This is a genomic window from Massilia terrae, from assembly GCF_024753145.1.
Taxonomy (GTDB): domain Bacteria; phylum Pseudomonadota; class Gammaproteobacteria; order Burkholderiales; family Burkholderiaceae_D; genus Telluria; species Telluria terrae.
Genome location: NZ_JANUGU010000002.1, coordinates 568,134 through 584,373, shown reverse-complemented (window position 1 = coordinate 584,373; position 16,240 = coordinate 568,134). Strand labels below are relative to the sequence as shown.

General features: G+C 65.9%; 19 protein-coding genes and 1 riboswitch. Of the genes, 10 read left to right on the top strand and 9 right to left on the bottom strand.

Annotated features, from left to right (window positions below; translation table 11 throughout):
* The first annotated feature begins 4 nt into the window (after positions 1–4).
* From NX778_RS09885 to NX778_RS09865, 5 genes are read left to right on the top strand one after another with little or no spacing between them, the layout of a single operon-like run.
* Positions 5–865 (top strand): formate dehydrogenase accessory sulfurtransferase FdhD, encoded by an 861-nt coding sequence (locus NX778_RS09885; RefSeq protein ID WP_258811557.1) that lies wholly within the window; start codon positions 5–7, stop codon positions 863–865.
* Positions 865–1,572: an ABC transporter permease gene (locus NX778_RS09880; RefSeq protein WP_258811556.1), complete on the top strand. Its 708-nt coding sequence runs from the start codon at positions 865–867 to the stop codon at positions 1,570–1,572. Before NX778_RS09885 ends, NX778_RS09880 begins: the two co-directional genes overlap by 1 nt.
* Positions 1,569–2,252 carry an energy-coupling factor ABC transporter ATP-binding protein gene (locus NX778_RS09875; protein ID WP_258811555.1) on the top strand — a complete coding sequence of 228 codons (684 nt, stop codon included), beginning with the start codon at positions 1,569–1,571 and terminating at the stop codon, positions 2,250–2,252. Before NX778_RS09880 ends, NX778_RS09875 begins: the two co-directional genes overlap by 4 nt.
* Entirely contained in the window at positions 2,239–3,042 is an 804-nt protein-coding gene (locus NX778_RS09870) for an ABC transporter substrate-binding protein (RefSeq protein WP_258811554.1), read from the top strand. Before NX778_RS09875 ends, NX778_RS09870 begins: the two co-directional genes overlap by 14 nt.
* 46 nt (positions 3,043–3,088) lie before the next feature.
* Positions 3,089–3,766, top strand: coding sequence for an NAD(P)H-binding protein (locus NX778_RS09865; RefSeq protein ID WP_258811553.1), 678 nt, complete (start codon positions 3,089–3,091; stop codon positions 3,764–3,766).
* A 139-nt stretch (positions 3,767–3,905) separates the two neighbouring features.
* Here the strand turns inward: NX778_RS09865 and NX778_RS09860 are convergent, their stop codons facing one another.
* Positions 3,906–4,112 (bottom strand): hypothetical protein, encoded by a 207-nt coding sequence (locus NX778_RS09860; RefSeq protein ID WP_258811552.1) that lies wholly within the window; start codon positions 4,110–4,112, stop codon positions 3,906–3,908.
* Between the two features lie 325 nt (positions 4,113–4,437).
* Positions 4,438–5,904: a ribonuclease G gene (gene rng / locus NX778_RS09855; protein ID WP_258811551.1), complete on the bottom strand. Its 1,467-nt coding sequence runs from the start codon at positions 5,902–5,904 to the stop codon at positions 4,438–4,440.
* 115 nt (positions 5,905–6,019) lie between these two features.
* Positions 6,020–6,126, top strand: a riboswitch (TPP riboswitch).
* 68 nt (positions 6,127–6,194) lie between these two features.
* On the opposite strand from rng, the gene thiC reads away from it, so the two are divergent.
* Genes thiC through thiE form a run of 5 tightly spaced genes read left to right on the top strand, consistent with a single transcriptional unit; the run spans position 6,195 to position 10,518 of the window.
* A complete protein-coding gene (gene thiC / locus NX778_RS09850; protein ID WP_258811550.1) occupies positions 6,195–8,108 on the top strand; it encodes a phosphomethylpyrimidine synthase ThiC in 1,914 nt (637 codons plus the stop codon).
* Between the two features lie 12 nt (positions 8,109–8,120).
* Positions 8,121–8,321, top strand: coding sequence for a sulfur carrier protein ThiS (gene thiS, locus NX778_RS09845; protein ID WP_258811549.1), 201 nt, complete (start codon positions 8,121–8,123; stop codon positions 8,319–8,321).
* A 33-nt stretch (positions 8,322–8,354) separates the two neighbouring features.
* Positions 8,355–9,149, top strand: a complete 795-nt coding sequence (locus tag NX778_RS09840) for a thiazole synthase (RefSeq protein ID WP_258811548.1) — start codon at positions 8,355–8,357, stop codon at positions 9,147–9,149.
* A complete protein-coding gene (gene thiD / locus NX778_RS09835) occupies positions 9,149–9,907 on the top strand; it encodes a bifunctional hydroxymethylpyrimidine kinase/phosphomethylpyrimidine kinase (protein WP_258811547.1) in 759 nt (252 codons plus the stop codon). Before NX778_RS09840 ends, thiD begins: the two co-directional genes overlap by 1 nt.
* The gene (gene thiE, locus NX778_RS09830; protein ID WP_258811758.1) at positions 9,907–10,518 is read left to right on the top strand and encodes a thiamine phosphate synthase; all 612 of its coding nucleotides are present in this window, start codon (positions 9,907–9,909) and stop codon (positions 10,516–10,518) included. Before thiD ends, thiE begins: the two co-directional genes overlap by 1 nt.
* 4 nt (positions 10,519–10,522) lie before the next feature.
* Here the strand turns inward: thiE and NX778_RS09825 are convergent, their stop codons facing one another.
* The 7 genes from NX778_RS09825 to NX778_RS09795 form a co-directional block, all read right to left on the bottom strand.
* Positions 10,523–11,146, bottom strand: coding sequence for a Maf family protein (locus NX778_RS09825; RefSeq protein ID WP_258811546.1), 624 nt, complete (start codon positions 11,144–11,146; stop codon positions 10,523–10,525).
* A 4-nt stretch (positions 11,147–11,150) separates the two neighbouring features.
* Positions 11,151–11,621, bottom strand: a complete 471-nt coding sequence (rlmH, locus tag NX778_RS09820) for a 23S rRNA (pseudouridine(1915)-N(3))-methyltransferase RlmH (protein ID WP_258811545.1) — start codon at positions 11,619–11,621, stop codon at positions 11,151–11,153.
* A 7-nt stretch (positions 11,622–11,628) separates the two neighbouring features.
* Positions 11,629–12,294: a ribosome silencing factor gene (gene rsfS / locus NX778_RS09815; protein WP_258811544.1), complete on the bottom strand. Its 666-nt coding sequence runs from the start codon at positions 12,292–12,294 to the stop codon at positions 11,629–11,631.
* Positions 12,294–12,944, bottom strand: coding sequence for a nicotinate-nucleotide adenylyltransferase (locus tag NX778_RS09810; RefSeq protein WP_258811543.1), 651 nt, complete (start codon positions 12,942–12,944; stop codon positions 12,294–12,296). The genes rsfS and NX778_RS09810 overlap by 1 nt, the downstream gene beginning before the upstream one ends.
* Positions 12,941–13,852, bottom strand: a complete 912-nt coding sequence (gene hemF / locus NX778_RS09805) for an oxygen-dependent coproporphyrinogen oxidase (protein WP_258811542.1) — start codon at positions 13,850–13,852, stop codon at positions 12,941–12,943. Before hemF ends, NX778_RS09810 begins: the two co-directional genes overlap by 4 nt.
* A 197-nt stretch (positions 13,853–14,049) precedes the next feature.
* Positions 14,050–15,315 (bottom strand): phosphoribosylamine--glycine ligase, encoded by a 1,266-nt coding sequence (purD, locus tag NX778_RS09800; protein ID WP_258811541.1) that lies wholly within the window; start codon positions 15,313–15,315, stop codon positions 14,050–14,052.
* A 20-nt stretch (positions 15,316–15,335) separates the two neighbouring features.
* Complete coding sequence (locus tag NX778_RS09795) at positions 15,336–16,061, bottom strand: YebC/PmpR family DNA-binding transcriptional regulator (RefSeq protein WP_258811540.1); 726 nt, start codon at positions 16,059–16,061, stop codon at positions 15,336–15,338.
* Between the last annotated feature and the right edge of the window lie 179 nt (positions 16,062–16,240).

Here is a 16,240-nt window from a genome sequence, read left to right as displayed (position 1 = left end):
AAGCATGAGCTTCCAACAACCCCCCCGCTACCGTCCGCAGCTCTCGCATGCGCAGGCCAGCCTGACGCATGAAGTGCTCGCCATCGACGAGCGCGGGCGCGAATCGACCATTTCGATTCCCGCCGAGCGCCCGCTGACGGTGTACGTGGACAAGCGCGAGCTGGTCACGCTGATGACCCTCGGCGGCGCGCCCGAGGCCCTCACGCTGGGCTACCTGCGCAACCAGCGCCTGGTACGCTCGATCGACGAGGTGGTGTCGGTGCAGGTGGACTGGTCGGTCGACGCGGTGGCGGTGGTCACGCGCAACGGCATTGCCGACGTCGAGGAGCGCACCGCCAAGAAGGTGGTCACCACCGGCTGCGGGCAGGGCTCGGTGTTCGGTGGCCTGATGGACGAAGTCGACCGCATCACGCTGCCGGCCGACGCGCGGCTCGCGCAATCGGTCGTGTACCGCATCGTCGACACCATCCGCACGCAGCAGTCGATCTACAAACAGGCCGGCTCGGTGCACGGCTGCGCGCTGTTCTCCAACAGCGGCGAGCTGCTGTACTTCATCGAGGACGTCGGCCGCCACAACGCGGTCGATGCCATCGCCGGCCTGATGTGGCTTGAGGGGATGGAAGGCGCGGACAAGGTGTTCTACACCACCGGCCGCCTCACCTCCGAGATGGTCATCAAGGGCGCGCAGATGGGCATCCCCTTCCTGCTGTCACGCTCCGGCACCACGCAGATGGGGCATATGGTGGCGCAGAAGGTCGGCATGTCGCTGCTGGCGCGCTGCACCGGCAAGCACTTCCTGCTGCTGGCCGGGCACGAGCGGCTGGTGTTCGAACCCGAACTGGTGGAAGCGGCGCGCCTCGCGTAATGGGCCTGCTCGACGCCACCCTCAACGCCTTCGTCCTGCTGTTCACCGGCGACGCGGCCCTGTGGAACATCGTCTGGGTCTCGCTCAAGACCAGCGTGATCGGACTGGCGCTGGCCACGCCGCCGGCGGTCGCCCTCGGCTACCTCATCGCCATGCACCGCTTTCCGGGCCGCCGCATCGCGGTCTGGCTGGCGCAGGCTTCGCTGTCGCTGCCGACGGTGCTGGTCGGGCTGCTGCTGTACCTGCTGCTGTCGCGCCATGGCGTGCTGGGCGGGCTGCAATGGCTGTTCACGCAGCCGGGCATCGTGCTTGGCCAGTTCGTGATTGCGATCCCGGTGCTGCTGGCCTTTACGCTGGCGGCGGTGCAGGCGGCCGATCCGCGCTACGCCGAGACCGCGATCACGCTCGGCGCCTCGCGCTGGCGCATGATGGCCACGCTGCTGTACGAAGTGCGCTACGGCGTGATGGCGGCGGTGATCAGCGGCTTTGGCCGCGTGATCTCTGAAGTCGGCTGCGCGCTGATGGTCGGCGGGAACATCGAAAGCCAGACGCGCACCATCACCACGGCGATCGCGCTGGAGACCAGCAAGGGCGAGTTCGCGCAGGGTATCGCACTGGGCATCGTGCTGGTGACGCTGGCGCTGCTGATGAACGGCGCGCTGATGCTGCTGCAGGGCGAAGCGCACATGGCGCGGGGGCACGCGTGAGCGCGCTGCTGCTGGTGCGGGGCCTGCGCAAGCGGCATGGGGAGCGCCAGCTGCTCGATATCGGCGAACTTTCGCTCGACGAATCCAGCGCCTACGTGCTGACCGGCGTGAACGGCGCCGGCAAGAGCACCTTGCTGCGCATCCTGGCGGGACTGGAGCGCGGTGACTGCGACCACGCCGAGTACGAAGGCCGCACTGTCAGCCTGCACCCGTATCCCGCCGCGATGCGGCGCGAAATCGTCTACGTGCACCAGCACCCGATCATGTTCTCGACCACGGTCGCGGACAATATCGCCTACGGCCTGCGCGCACGCGGCCTGGACAAGGCGGCTGTGGCGGCACAGGTCGACCGCGCGATCGCCTGGGCGGGCGTGGAGCACGCGCGCGACACCCATCCATCGAAACTGTCGGGCGGCGAAAAGCAGCGCGTGGCGCTGGCGCGGGCCAAGGTGCTGCGGCCCAAGCTGTTGCTGCTGGATGAACCGACAGCGAATCTTGACGGACCGGCGCGGGAGCAGGTCATCGCGCTGATTCCGACTTTGCTGGAGGCGGGGACCACCGTGGTGATGGCCTGCCACGACCGCGACCTGATCGGACTTCCAGGCGTACGGCGGCTGAAGCTGCGCGACGGGCGTATCGAATACCGACTACAAAAAGGAGAACATGATGAAGCGACGTAGTCTGCTCGCAGTACTGCTGTGCGCAACGCTTGCCAGCCCTCTGGCCCTGGCCCAGCAGGTGATTCGCATGTCCACCACCACCAGCACCGAGAATTCCGGCCTGCTCAAGTACCTGATCCCGAATTTCGAAGCCAAGATGGGGACCAAAGTAAACATCATCGCCGTCGGCACCGGCAAGGCGCTCGAACTGGGCAAGAACGGCGACGTGGACGTGTGCCTGGTCCACGCGCGCAAGCTGGAAGACCAGTTTGTGGCCGAAGGCTGGGGCATCGACCGGCGCGACGTCATGTACAACGACTTCATCGTCGTCGGCCCGGCGTCCGATCCGGCGCATGTGAGCGGCATGACCGACGTGATGGCGGCCTTCAGGAAGATCGCGGCGTCGAACGTGAAGTTCATCTCGCGCGGCGACAATTCGGGCACCGATGTGATGGAGAAGGCGTACTGGAAGGACGTCGGCGCCAAGCCGCAGGGCACGAACTATGTGTCGGCAGGCCTGGGCATGGGCGAAGTGCTGAACATGGCAGCCGAGATGAACGCCTACACGCTGACCGACCGCGCGACTTACGGCGCCTACAAGGCCAAGACCGGCCTCGCGATCCTGGTGCAAGGCGACAAGCGGATGTTCAACCCCTACGGCATCATCGCGGTGAACCCGGCCAAGCACCAGGGCGTCAACTACAAGGGCGCGACGATGCTGATCAACTGGATCACGTCACCGGAGGGGCAGGCCAGGATCGCCGCGTTCAAACCGGATGGAGAGCAGCTGTTCTTCCCGGATGCGCATTGACGCCAGCGTGTAATATGCGCTCATCGAAACGGATGAGGAACCCCGAGTGAATGTACTGATCTTCGGCGCCACCGGCATGGTCGGCCAGGGCGTGCTGCGCGAATGCCTGGCCGCGCCGGACGTGGCGATGGTGAAGACCATCGGCCGCACGCCCACCGGCCAGCGCAACCTGAAGCTGCGCGAGCTTGTCCACGCCGACATGTGGGACTACGACACCATCGATGAGGAGCTGACGGGCTTTGACGCCTGCTTCTTCTGCATCGGCTCCAGCTCGGCCGGCATGGACGAAAAGAAGTACACGCGCCTGACTTACGACCTGACGCTGGCCGCGGCGCGCAAGCTCGCCGGGCTGAATCCGGAGATGGTCTTCATTTATGTATCGGGCTTCGGCGCGGACAGCACCGAAAAGAGCCGCGTGATGTGGGAACGCGTGCGCGGCAAGACGGAGAACGCCTTGCGCGCGCTGCGGTTCAAGTCGGTCTACATTTTCCGCCCCGGGATGATCCAGCCGCTGGATGGCATCAAGTCGAAGACCGCTTCGTACCGGATCTTCTACACGCTGACCAAGCCGATCCTGCCGCTGCTGCGCAAGGCGCTGCCGAACCTGATCCTCACCACCGTTCAAGTTGGCCAGGCGATGCTCAACGCTGTGCGCCGCGGCGCGCCGATGCCAGTCCTTGAGTCGCCCGACATCGTGGAACTTAGCCGGCCGCAGAAAACCTGAACGCGCCCGGTTTCCATACCAAGTCAGCACGTCGTCCCGGCGAAGGCAGGGACCCATGTTGAGCTTGGAGCACGGCTGCCTGGCATGATTCGGCCGCGCCAGCGGTCTATGGGGTCCCGGCCTTCGCCGGGACGACGGCTCATGTGTTGTGCGCTGAAATGATTTGCAGCAGCGCACCCGAATTGAGCACCCAATCGGAATACTCCTGCTGGCTCATGCCCAGATACTCGGACAATTCCTGACCCTTACCCGCCTGTCCAGCATGCCAGCGTTCAACGTAGTCGTCGATCTCGTCGGGTTTGGCCAGGCCGGCAACGCACAGCGAAATGAAGCTTCGCTTATCCATGAAGTGATCTCCCTTTCACGGCTTGCTTGACCAGCTTGCCTGTCAGTGGATCAAAGCACCCAAATGATGACCACGTTTATCAAAGACTTCGATTTCACCGTGGAGACTATCTCACGTGAAAAAGCGGTCTCGCCGAACATTTGTCCAGACTTGCTTGCCGTTGATTACCTTGAATTTTTCGAAGCGGTCCAGGTAGCACGGCGAGGGTGGGCTTTTGGGCATCCTTTGTCACCAGTTTAGCGGAAATGTGGGCGTGGTCGCGCGTTGGATGCGCAACTCGCACAGTCTGCCTTGGCCCGGCGAAGGTGCTTTGAGCGAGATCTTGTTACATCAGGATGACGTCGTACTGCTCCTGGTGATATCCCTTTTCGACCTGCAGCGAAATCCGTTTGCCGATGAAGTCCCCCAGCATCGCCAGGTGCTGCGACTCTTCTTCAAGGAACAGGTCGATCACCTCCTGCGACGCGACGATGCGGAACTCGCGCGGGTTGAACTGCTTCGCTTCGCGCAGCAGCTCGCGCAGGATCTCGTAGCAGATGGTGCGCGAGGTCTTCACCTGGCCCTTGCCGTTGCAGGCGGGGCAGGGCTCGCACAGGATGTGGGCCAGCGACTCGCGCGTGCGCTTGCGGGTCATCTCCACCAGCCCCAGCGCCGAGAAGCCGCTGACCGACACCTTGGTGCGGTCGCGCGCCAGCGCTTTCTTCAACTCGGCCAGCACCGCGTTGCGATGCTCGGTGTTCTCCATGTCGATGAAGTCGAGGATGATGATGCCGCCAAGGTTGCGCAACCGGAGCTGGCGCGCGATCGCGTGCGCCGCTTCCAGGTTGGTCTTGAAGATGGTGTCGGCGAAGTTGCGCCCGCCGACGAAGCCGCCGGTGTTCACGTCGATGGTGGTCATCGCCTCGGTCTGGTCGACGATCAGGTAGCCGCCCGACTTGAGGTCCACGCGGCGCCCCAGCGCGCGCAGGATCTCTTCCTCGACGCCGTACAGGTCGAACAGCGGACGCTCGCCGGTGTAGTGCTGCAGTCGCGACAGCACCGACGGCGTGTACACCTGCGCGAACTCGACCAGCTTGAGGTAGTTCTCGCGCGAGTCGACCTGGATGGTCGCGGTCTCGTCGTGCACGAAGTCGCGCAGCACGCGCTGCGACAGGCTCAGGTCCTGGTACAGCAGGCTGGTGGGCGGACGGGTGCGCGCGCCCTGCAGGATGGCGTTCCAGGTCTTGCGCAGGTAGTCGACGTCGGCCAGCAGGTCGGTGTCCGACGCCTCTTCGGCCATGGTGCGCACGATGTAGCCGCCTTTTTCCTCCGGCGGCAGCAGGCCTTGCAGGCGCGCGCGCAGGGCGTCGCGGTCGGCTTCCTTCTCGATCTTCTGCGAGATGCCGATGTGGTTGTCCTGCGGGAGGTAGACCAGCATGCGGCCGGCGATGGAGATCTGGGTGGACAGGCGCGCGCCCTTGGTGCCGATGGGGTCCTTGATCACCTGGACGGTGAGCACCTGGCCGTCGAACAGCAGCTTTTCGATCGGGGTCGGCGGGGCGTTGCCGCCGTTCTCGTGGCTGCGCGCTTCCCAGATGTCGGCCACGTGCAGGAAGGCGGCGCGTTCGAGGCCGATATCGATGAAGGCCGACTGCATCCCGGGCAGCACCCGCACCACCTTGCCGAGGTAGACGTTGCCGGCCAGGCCGCGCGTGAGGGTGCGCTCGATGTGCAGTTCCTGAACGGCGCCCTGCAGGACCAGCGCGACGCGGGTCTCTTGCGGGGTGATGTTGATGAGGATGTCTTCGTTCATGGATCAGCGGCCGCAATTGTACAAACTGTCATCATACACGGCAGTGCGGAGCCGCGGGCACCCGTTTGCAAAGCGCGAAAAAGGCGCGTACACTGCGCAGCGTCATCGCCAGATGACACCTCGCTAGGGGTCCTGCACGTCGTACAGCGGCGGCGCGGGTGAGACATACCCTCCGAACCTGATCTGGATAATGCCAGCGAAGGGAAGCGACGAGAGCCACCCGCCACTGCGCGCACCCCCGGCTTTCCCTCTCCCCCCGTTGGCCCGAGCTGAACGACCACGGGAGTGAAATGAAAGCCGAGCCTACCTTCTTGTCCGCCACCGCCGCCGTCGATGCGGCCGCCGTGGCGCCCCTGCCCAACTCGCGCAAGGTATTCGTCGAGGGCAGCCGCCCCGACATCCGCGTGCCGATGCGCGAGATCCGCCAGTCCGACACGCCGGCCGCCTTCGGCGCCGAGCCCAATCCCCCGGTGTACGTGTACGACACCTCCGGTCCTTACACGGATCCTGCGGCGCGGATCGACATCCGCTCCGGCCTCGAATGCCCGCGCGCGCCGTGGATCGCGGAGCGCGGCGACACCGAGGTGCTGTCGGGCCCCAGCTCGGCCTACGGCGTCGAGCGCTTGCACGACGCCAAACTGGCCGAGCTGCGCTTCAACCTGCAGCGCAAGCCGCGCCGCGCGCGCGAGGGCCGCAACGTCTCGCAGATGCATTACGCGCGCCAGGGCATCATCACGCCCGAGATGGAATTCATCGCGCTGCGCGAGAACCAGCACCGCGCCGAATACCTGGCCAGCCTGGTAGAGGCCGGCCCGACCGGCAAGCGTATGGCCGCGCTGCTCGGCCGCCAGCACCCGGGCATGAATTTCGGCGCCTCGATCCCGAACGAGATCACACCGGAATTCGTGCGCTCGGAAGTGGCGCGCGGCCGCGCCGTGATCCCGGCCAACATCAACCACCCGGAAGTGGAACCGATGATCATCGGCCGTAATTTCCTGGTCAAGGTGAACGCCAATATCGGCAATTCGGCCGTCACCTCGTCGATCGGCGAAGAGGTCGAGAAGATGACCTGGGCGACCCGCTGGGGCGCCGACACCGTGATGGACCTGTCGACCGGTAAGCACATCCACGAGACGCGCGAATGGATCATCCGGAACAGCCCGGTTCCGATCGGCACCGTGCCGATCTACCAGGCGCTGGAAAAGGTCAACGGCAAGGCCGAGGACCTGACCTGGGAAATCTACCGCGACACGCTGATCGAACAGGCGGAGCAGGGCGTCGACTACTTCACCATCCACGCCGGCGTGCTGCTGCGCTACGTGCCGATGACCGCGAACCGGATGACCGGCATCGTCTCGCGCGGCGGCTCCATCATGGCCAAGTGGTGCCTGGCGCATCACAAGGAATCCTTCCTGTACACGCACTTCGAAGACATCTGCGAAATCATGAAAGCCTACGACGTGTCGTTCAGCCTTGGCGACGGCCTGCGTCCCGGCTCGATCTACGACGCCAACGACGAAGCCCAACTGGCCGAGCTGCGCACGCTGGGCGAGCTGACCAAGATCGCGTGGAAGCACGACGTGCAGGTGATGATCGAAGGTCCCGGCCACGTGCCGCTGCACCTGATCAAGGAGAACATGGACCTGCAGCTGGAACAGTGCCACGAAGCGCCGTTCTACACGCTCGGGCCGCTGACGACGGACATCGCGCCGGGCTACGACCACATCACCTCCGGCATCGGCGCCGCCACCATCGGCTGGTACGGCACCGCGATGCTGTGCTACGTGACGCCGAAGGAGCACCTGGGCCTGCCGGACAAGGCGGACGTCAAGGACGGCATCATCACCTACAAGCTGGCGGCGCACGCGGCCGACCTGGCCAAGGGCCATCCGGGCGCGCAGATCCGCGACAACGCGCTGTCCAAGGCGCGCTTCGAGTTCCGCTGGGAGGACCAGTTCAACCTCGGCCTCGATCCGGACAAGGCGCGCGAATTCCACGACGAGACGCTGCCGAAGGAATCGGCCAAGGTGGCGCACTTCTGCTCGATGTGCGGACCGCATTTCTGCTCGATGAAGATCACCCAGGAAGTGCGCGAGTACGCGGCGCGCGAGGGCATTGCCGACAACGCTGCGCTGCAGCAGGGGATGGAAGTGAAGGCAGTCGAATTCGTCAAGCGCGGCGCCGAGCTGTATCACAAGCAGTGACGGGATACGGCCATGCCTGACATCGAACTGAATGGCGAAGCGCACCGCTTCGAAGGGCGCACCGTGTACGAGCTGGCTGATTCGCTCGGCGTGGCCGACCACATGGTGGCGCTGGCGGTCAACCGCCAGGTGGTGCCGCGCCCGCGCTGGCGCGAGCACCAGCTCAACGCGGGTGACAAGGTGGAACTGGTGCGCGCAATCGGCGGCGGCTGAGGCCTTCGCCCAACACATTGAATGGACACTGGAATGACAACCGAACGTGAAGACCGCCCGCTCATCATCGCGGGCACCGAATATCAATCGCGCCTGCTGGTGGGCAGCGGCAAATACCGCGACCTCGAACAGACCCGCGAAGCCACCGTGGCGGCTGCCGCGGAAATCGTCACCGTGGCGATCCGCCGCGTGAACATCGGCCAGGACCCGAACGCGCCCAGCCTGCTGGACGTGCTGCCGCCGGACCGCTACACCATCCTGCCGAACACCGCGGGCTGCTACAACGCCAAGGATGCGGTCTACACCCTGCAGCTGGCGCGCGAGCTGCTGGGCGGGCGCAAGCTGGTCAAGCTCGAAGTGCTGGGCGACGAGCGCACCCTGTTCCCGAACATGCCGGAGACGCTGGCCGCCGCCGAGACGCTGGTGCGCGATGGTTTCGACGTGATGGTCTACTGCAGCGACGACCCGATCCAGGCCAAGATGCTGGAGGAGATCGGCTGCGTGGCCGTGATGCCGCTGGCCTCGCTGATCGGCTCGGGCATGGGCATCCTGAATCCGTGGAACCTGTCGCTGATCATCGAGCAGGCCAAGGTGCCGGTGCTGGTGGATGCCGGCGTGGGCACCGCGTCGGACGCCGCCATCGCGATGGAACTGGGCTGCGACGGCGTGCTGATGAACAGCGCGATCGCGCACGCGCAGGATCCGGTGCGGATGGCGCGTGCGATGCGCCTCGCGGTGCAGGCGGGCCGCGAAGCCTGGCTGGCCGGGCGCATGCCGCGCAAGTTCGCGGCCTCGCCGTCGTCGCCGATGGCCGGACGGTTGGCCTGATGGAGCAGGTTCGCCCGGCAGTGCTGGTGTTCGCCGGGCTGGATCCGTCGGGCGGGGCCGGCATCAGCGCCGACATCGAGGCGATCGCCGCGCAGGGCGCGCATGCGCTGCCGGTGGTCACCGCCTTGACGGTGCAGGACAACAACCGGGTGCATGAGGTCGTGCCGGTGGACGCGGCCCTGCTCGAACGGCAGGCGGCGCTGCTGGCGGCCGCCATCCCGGTACGCGCGGTGAAGCTGGGGATTCCCGGCAGCCGCGCCAACGCCGCCGCCATCGCGCGGGTGATCGGCCGCCTGCGCGAACAGCTTCCCGGCCTGCCCGTGGTGCTGGACCCGGTGCTGGCCAGCGGGCATGGCGACCCGCTGGCGCGCGGCAATGCGCTGTCCGCGCTGGAGCCCTTGCTGCCGCTGGCCACCGTGCTGGCGCCGAACCTGCCGGAAACGGCGGCGCTGGGCGCCAGCGGCTGTCCGCATGTGCTGGTCACAGGCGGCCATGCCGACGGCGCCACCGTCGTCAACCGCTGGCACAGCGCGCAAGGGATGCGCGAGTGGAGCTGGCCGCGCCTGCCGGGACAGTTCCATGGCAGCGGCTGCACCCTGGCTTCGGCGATCGCCGCCCGGCTCGCGCTGGGCGAAGCCATGGCCGACGCGCTGGAGAATGCGCAGCGCTACACCCATGCCGCGCTGGCGCAGTCGTATGCGATCGCGACAGGCCAGCGCATCCCGATGCGCCAACCCATACTCACGAAGGAATCATGATGCGAGGTCTTTATCTGGTCACGCCCAACTGGGACGACACGGAGAAGCTGCTGGTGTGCACGGGGCGCGCGCTGCAGGCGGGCGCCGCGCTGGTGCAGTACCGCCACAAGGATGCGTCGCTGGCGCTGCGCCGCGAGCAGGCCAGCGCGCTGCTGGCCCTGTGCCGCCTGCATGACACGCCGCTGGTCATCAATGACCACGTCGCGCTGTGCCAGGACATCGATGCCGACGGCGTGCACGTCGGCGCCACCGATGATGGAGTCGCGAACGTGCGGCGCACCCTTGGCGCGGGAAAAATCGTCGGCGCCTCCTGCTATGGCGACATCGAACTGGCGCGCGCGGCCCAGCGCAGCGGCGCGAGCTACGTGGCTTTCGGCGGCTTCTACCCGTCGGTGGTCAAGAAGTACCCGGTCACGACCCCGCACGACATCGTCACGCAGGCGAAGGCCGAACTGCCGGTGTCGGTGGTGGTGATCGGCGGGATGACCGCGCCGAATGCGGCGCCGCTGGTGGCGCGTGGCGCCGACATGGTGGCCGCGATCAGCAGCGTCTACCTGGCGCCGGACGTGGCGGAAGCAGTGGCCGGTTTCGGCGCGCTGTTCCGGGACTGAAGGATTACAGCGGCAGCCCGGCCTTGCGCAGCAGGGCCGCGGTTTCGAACAGGGGCAGGCCCATGATGCCCGAGTGGCTGCCTTCGATGTGTTCGACGAACAGCGCCGCCAGGCCCTGGATGCCGTAGCCGCCGGCCTTGTCGTAGGGTTCGGGCGAGGCGCAGTAGGCCTTGATCTGCGCCGGCGAGAGCTGCGCGAAGCGCACGTTCGAGACTTGCGTGACCTGTTCGGCCATGTGGTTGTGGTGCACCGCCACCGAGGTCAGCACCTGGTGGGTACGGCCGGACAGGCGGCCCAGCATCTCGAACGCTTCGTCCGGATTGGCCGGCTTGCCGAGGATGATGCCGTCGATGGTGACGGTGGTGTCCGCCGACAGCACGGGCCGCAGCGGTGCGCGGCGCATCTGCAGGACGTTCCACGCGAACGCGCCTTTTTCCATGGCCACGCGCGCCACATATTCGTGCGGATTCTCGCCCGGACGCTCATCCTCGCTGACGTCCACGCAGCGCGCCGGATCGTTGCGCAGCATGAGCAGTTCGAACTCCACGCCGACCTGGCGCAGCAGTTCGCGCCGGCGCGGGCTCTTGGAGGCGAGGTAGATTTTCTTGTCGTGCGGTTTGGTGGGCATGGCGTCAGACGCGGTGGTAGGGATGGTTCTGCGTGATCGACCAGGCGCGGTACAGCTGCTCGGCGAGCATCACGCGCACGATCCCGTGCGGCAGGGTCATGCTCGAGATGCGGACCAGCCCTTCCGCGCGGGCCTTGAGTTCGGGATCGAGGCCATCGGCGCCCCCGATCAGGAATACGGTGTCGCGCCCGTCCTGCTGCCACTGCTGCAGCATGGCAGAGAGGCCGACACTGGTGACGTCCTTGCCGCGCTCGTCGAGCGCGATGATGCGGGCGCCCTTGGGCAGCACGGCTTCGATGCGCTCGCGTTCGAGCGCCATCGCGGTGGCCGCGGTCTTGCTGCCCGAGCGCTCAACCGGCTTGATCTCCTTGAGCACGATGCGCAGCTCGGGCGGCATGCGCTTGGCGTACTCGGTGAAACCGGTCTCGATCCAGGCCGGCATCTTGTGGCCGACCGCGGCGATGATGAGCTGCATCGAGGGCTTACTCGGCAGCGGCCTTCTTCACGATGCGGCGGATGACTTTCTTCGGCGGTTCCGCTTCCGAAGCGGCGGCTTTCGCGGCACGCTTGGCCTTCACTTCGGCCTGCGCGGTCTTGGACGGCGCAACCTTCACGGTCTTGCCGACGGCGACTTTCGGCGCGGCCGGTTTCTTCGCGGCGGTGGTTTTGGTGGCCGCGGCTTTGCGCGCAGCGGGCTTGCGCTCGTTGACCGGCTTCGCTTCCGGCTCGTCCTTGTTGGCCGCCATGTGCTTGGACTTGGCCTTCGGCTCGGCCGCTTCCTTGCCTTCGGCGGTCGACTTGCGCTTGGCCGCGCCCAGCTTGACCGGCTTGTCGCCCCAGATTTCTTCGAGGCGGTAGTACTGGCGGATGGCCGGCTGCATGATGTGGACGATCATGTCGCCGAGGTCGACCAGCACCCATTCGCCGGTGTCTTCGCCTTCGAGGCCGACCACGTCGCCGCCGCTTTCCTTGACCTTGTCGCGCACCGATGCGGCGAGCGCCTTGGTCTGGCGGTTCGAGGTGCCCGAGACGACGGCGATGCGGTCGAACAGGCTGGTGAGGTGGGTGGTGTCGAACAGGACGATGTCCTGGCCCTTGACGTCTTCGAGTGCGTCAACCACCAGCGTCTGCAGTTTTTTGATGTCCATTAGCTCTTGTATAAATGATGTTGTTGAATATAGTCTAGCACCACCGGTGCCACCAGATCGTTCGCGCTATCCCCGTGGCGAATCGCGTCGCGCACCGCGGTGGCCGAGATATCGACCGCCAGCGTGTGCGCGAGGCAGACCCGTCCCGCCGGGCTGGCGCGCACCTCGGCGGGGCTGGCCAGGCGCGGCGCCAGTTCGCGCGTCACGTTCGCAGGCAGCTTGTCGGCCGCCAGTTCGTAGCCCGGCCGCGCGGCGACGCCGATGTTCGCGATCCCGAACAGGGCCTGCCACTCGCGCCAGGTGTCCAGCTTCTGCAGCTGGTCGGCGCCCATCAGGAACACGATCGACGCTTCCGGCCCCAGCTCGCCGCGCACCTTGCGCAGCGTGTCGATGGTGTAGGTGGCGCCCTTGCGCTCCACTTCCTGCAGGTCGATCGTCACCGGGAAGGGCGCGCCGCGAAACGCGCACTCCAGCATGGCGACGCGGTCGGCGTCGGAAGCCTCGAGCTTCGACTTCTGCCACGGCCGTCCGGCGGGGACGATGCGCAGCTGGTCCGGTTGGAGCAAATCGGCGAACAGCTCGGCCAGTGCGACGTGGCCGATGTGTACCGGGTCAAAGCTGCCACCCAGCAGGGCGATGCAAAGGCTCACTTCTCCAGCCAGTCCCGGTGCACCAGGAAATCGGAATACAGCCTGGCCTCTTCGCTGCCGGGCTGCGGATGCCAGTCGTAGCGCCATTTGACGATTGGCGGCAGCGACATCAGGATCGCTTCAGTGCGCCCGCCCGACTGCAGGCCGAAGTGCGTGCCGCGGTCCCACACGAGGTTGAACTCGACATAGCGTCCGCGCCGGTAGGCCTGGAAGTCGCGTTCGCGCTCGCCGTAGGCGGTGTCGATGCGGCGCTTCAGGATCGGCAGGTAGGCGTCGATGAAGCTGTCGCCGACGCTTCGCACCATCGCGTACGACTGCTCGAAGCCAAGCTCGTTGAAGTCGTCAAAGAAGATGCCGCCCACGCCGCGCGGTTCCTTGCGGTGCTTGAGGAAGAAGTACTCGTCGCACCACTTCTTGAAGCGCGGATGCAGCTCATCGCCGTAGGGTGCGACAGCGTCGAAGCAGGTCTGGTGGAAGTGGCGCGCGTCTTCCTCGAAACCGTAGTGCGGGGTCAGGTCCATGCCGCCGCCGAACCACCACACCGGTTCCTGGCCTTCGGCCGTGGCTTCGAAGAAGCGCACGTTCATGTGGACCGTCGGTGCGTAGGGATTGCGCGGGTGGATCACCAGCGACACGCCCATCGCTTCCCAGGCGCGGCCGGCCAGTTCCGGACGCGAGGCCATCGCCGATGGCGGCAGGCTCTTGCCGGTGACGTGGGAGAAGTTGACGCCGCCGCGTTCCAGCACATTGCCTTCTTCGATCAGGCGCGAAATGCCGCCGCCACCCTCCGGCCGTTCCCAGCTGTCGCGCAGGAAGGGGTTGCCGTCGACTTCCTCAAGCGCGGCAACGATGCGCGCTTGCAGGTCGAGCAGCCAGGCCTTGATGGCGGCAGGGTTGGGGGTGGACATCGGGTGTTTGTGCAAAGGGAAATGAGGGCAGATTGTACACTGCGCCGCCAGTGGGTTACAAAAACAAGAGGAGAGAACGTCGTTCCCGCGCACGCGGGAACCCCATTTCTCATGAGCAGCCGAGCTGCGTGCAAAAAATGGGATTCCCGCGTGCGCGGGAATGACGTTCTCTTTCTTTTACAGGTATCGGGCCGCGCTTACTTCGTCGCGCGCCAGCCGATGTCGCGGCGGAACTGGGCGCCGTTGAAGTGGATCTGGTCGACCGCGTCGTAGGCTTGCTTCTGGGCCATCTTGACGTTGTCGCCCAGCCCCACCACGCACAGCACGCGGCCGCCGCTGGTGACCAGCTTGCCATCCGCCACCGTGGTGCCGGCGTGGAAGGTGACCGACTCCGGCGTTTCGGCCGGAATGCCGTCGATCACGTCGCCCTTGCGCGGGCGGTCCGGATAGCCTTCGGCCGCCATCACCACGCCCACCGCCGTGCGGCGGTCCCATTCGAGCTCGACCGCGTCGAGGGTGGCGTTGACGGCGTGTTCCATCACGCTCACCAGGTCGCTCTTGAGGCGGGCCATGATCGGCTGCGTCTCCGGATCGCCCATGCGGCAGTTGAATTCCAGCGTCTTCGGGTTGCCGTGGGCGTCGATCATCAGGCCGGCATACAGGAAGCCGGTGTACTGGATGCCGTCCTTGAGCATGCCCTGGATGGTCGGGTTGATGATCTCGCGCATCACGCGGGCGTGCATCGACGGCGTCACGATCGGCGCCGGCGAATACGCGCCCATGCCGCCGGTGTTCGGGCCCTGGTCGTGGTCCTTCAGGCGCTTGTGGTCCTGCGAGGTGGCCAGCGGCAGCACGTTCTTGCCGTCGCACATGACGATGAAGCTGGCTTCCTCGCCGTCCAGGAATTCTTCGATCACGATGCGCGCGCCGGCGTCGCCGAAGCGGTTATCCGACAGCATGTGGTCGACCGCCTGGTGCGCTTCTTCCAGCGTCATCGCCACCACCACGCCCTTGCCGGCGGCCAGGCCGTCGGCCTTGATCACGATCGGCGCGCCGTTGGCGTCGACGTAGGCGTGGGCCTGGGCGGCGTCCGTGAAGCTCTGGTACTTCGCGGTCGGGATGCCGTGGCGCTCCATGAAGGCCTTGGCGAAGTCCTTCGAGCTTTCCAGCTGCGCCGCTTCCTTGGTGGCGCCGAAAATCTTCAGGCCGCGCGCGCGGAACAGGTTGACGATGCCGGCCGCCAGCGGGGCTTCCGGCCCGACCACGGTCAGGCCGATGTGCTCGGCCACCACGAAGTCGGCCAGCGCGGCCGGGTCGGTGATGTCGATGTTCTTCAGGCGCGCGTCGCGCGCGGTGCCGCCATTGCCCGGTGCGACGTACACCATCTGGATACGCTCGGATTGGGCAAGTTTCCACGCCAGTGCGTGTTCGCGGCCGCCCGAGCCGACTACCAAAATCTTCATACGATGCTTTCGCTTGCTGCTTACTCTTCGATCACGGCGTTGGTATAGACTTCCTGCACGTCGTCGAGGTTTTCGATCGCGTCCAGGAGTTTTTGCATCTTCTGCGCGTCTTCGCCGGTAAAGACGGTCTCGACGTCCGGTTTCATGATCACTTCGGCGGAATCGGCCTTGAAGCCGGCTTTTTCCAGCGCGTCCTTCACGTGCGCGAAGTCGTTCGGCGGGCACAGCACCTCGAAGCCGCCTTCCTCGTCCGCCACCACGTCTTCGGCGCCGGCTTCGAGCGCCGCTTCCATCAGCGCGTCTTCGTTCGCGCCGGGCGCGAACAGGAACTGGCCGGTGTGCTTGAACATGAAGGAGACCGAACCCTCGGTGCCCATATTACCGCCGAACTTGCTGAACGCGTGGCGCACTTCGGCCACGGTGCGGACCCGGTTGTCGGTCATGCAGTCGACGATGATCGCCGCGCCGCCGATGCCGTAGCCTTCGTAGCGGACTTCCTCGTAGTTGACGCCTTCCAGGCCGCCGGCGCCGCGCTGGATTGCGCGCTGCACGTTGTCTTTCGGCATGTTGGCGTCGGCCGCCTTGTCGACCGCCAGGCGCAGGCGCGGATTCGAGGTGATGTCGCCGCCGCCCATGCGGGCCGCCACGGTGATTTCCTTGATCAGGCGCGTCCAGATCTTGCCACGCTTGGCGTCGGTAGCGGCTTTTTTATGCTTGATATTGGCCCATTTGCTGTGTCCAGCCATGTTCGGGATTCCTTAGACGGTATTACAGAAGTGGCCGACATTCTAACATAGCCGCCCTCTTGCAAAACCGCCGGGAAAGGTTTATAGGTCGTTTCAAAATGACCGCAGCGTCGTTGCAGCTCCTCGCCGTGCAGGTGCACTGTCTTCGTCGCTGCGCCTCGCTGCACTCATTTTGAAAC

Bases quoted from the DNA above. Each gene is read 5' to 3' on its own strand.
- NX778_RS09885 (WP_258811557.1), top strand. From the start codon at position 5: ATGAGCTTCCAACAACCCCCCCGCTACCGTCCGCAGCTCTCGCATGCG.
- NX778_RS09880 (WP_258811556.1), top strand. From the start codon at position 865: ATGGGCCTGCTCGACGCCACCCTCAACGCCTTCGTCCTGCTGTTCACC.
- NX778_RS09870 (WP_258811554.1), top strand. From the start codon at position 2,239: ATGAAGCGACGTAGTCTGCTCGCAGTACTGCTGTGCGCAACGCTTGCC.
- NX778_RS09860 (WP_258811552.1), bottom strand. From the start codon at position 4,112: ATGGATAAGCGAAGCTTCATTTCGCTGTGCGTTGCCGGCCTGGCCAAA.
- rng (WP_258811551.1), bottom strand. From the start codon at position 5,904: ATGAACGAAGACATCCTCATCAACATCACCCCGCAAGAGACCCGCGTC.
- thiC (WP_258811550.1), top strand. From the start codon at position 6,195: ATGAAAGCCGAGCCTACCTTCTTGTCCGCCACCGCCGCCGTCGATGCG.
- thiS (WP_258811549.1), top strand. From the start codon at position 8,121: ATGCCTGACATCGAACTGAATGGCGAAGCGCACCGCTTCGAAGGGCGC.
- NX778_RS09840 (WP_258811548.1), top strand. From the start codon at position 8,355: ATGACAACCGAACGTGAAGACCGCCCGCTCATCATCGCGGGCACCGAA.
- thiD (WP_258811547.1), top strand. From the start codon at position 9,149: ATGGAGCAGGTTCGCCCGGCAGTGCTGGTGTTCGCCGGGCTGGATCCG.
- thiE (WP_258811758.1), top strand. From the start codon at position 9,907: ATGCGAGGTCTTTATCTGGTCACGCCCAACTGGGACGACACGGAGAAG.
- NX778_RS09825 (WP_258811546.1), bottom strand. From the start codon at position 11,146: ATGCCCACCAAACCGCACGACAAGAAAATCTACCTCGCCTCCAAGAGC.
- rlmH (WP_258811545.1), bottom strand. From the start codon at position 11,621: ATGCAGCTCATCATCGCCGCGGTCGGCCACAAGATGCCGGCCTGGATC.
- rsfS (WP_258811544.1), bottom strand. From the start codon at position 12,294: ATGGACATCAAAAAACTGCAGACGCTGGTGGTTGACGCACTCGAAGAC.
- hemF (WP_258811542.1), bottom strand. From the start codon at position 13,852: ATGTCCACCCCCAACCCTGCCGCCATCAAGGCCTGGCTGCTCGACCTG.
- purD (WP_258811541.1), bottom strand. From the start codon at position 15,315: ATGAAGATTTTGGTAGTCGGCTCGGGCGGCCGCGAACACGCACTGGCG.
- NX778_RS09795 (WP_258811540.1), bottom strand. From the start codon at position 16,061: ATGGCTGGACACAGCAAATGGGCCAATATCAAGCATAAAAAAGCCGCT.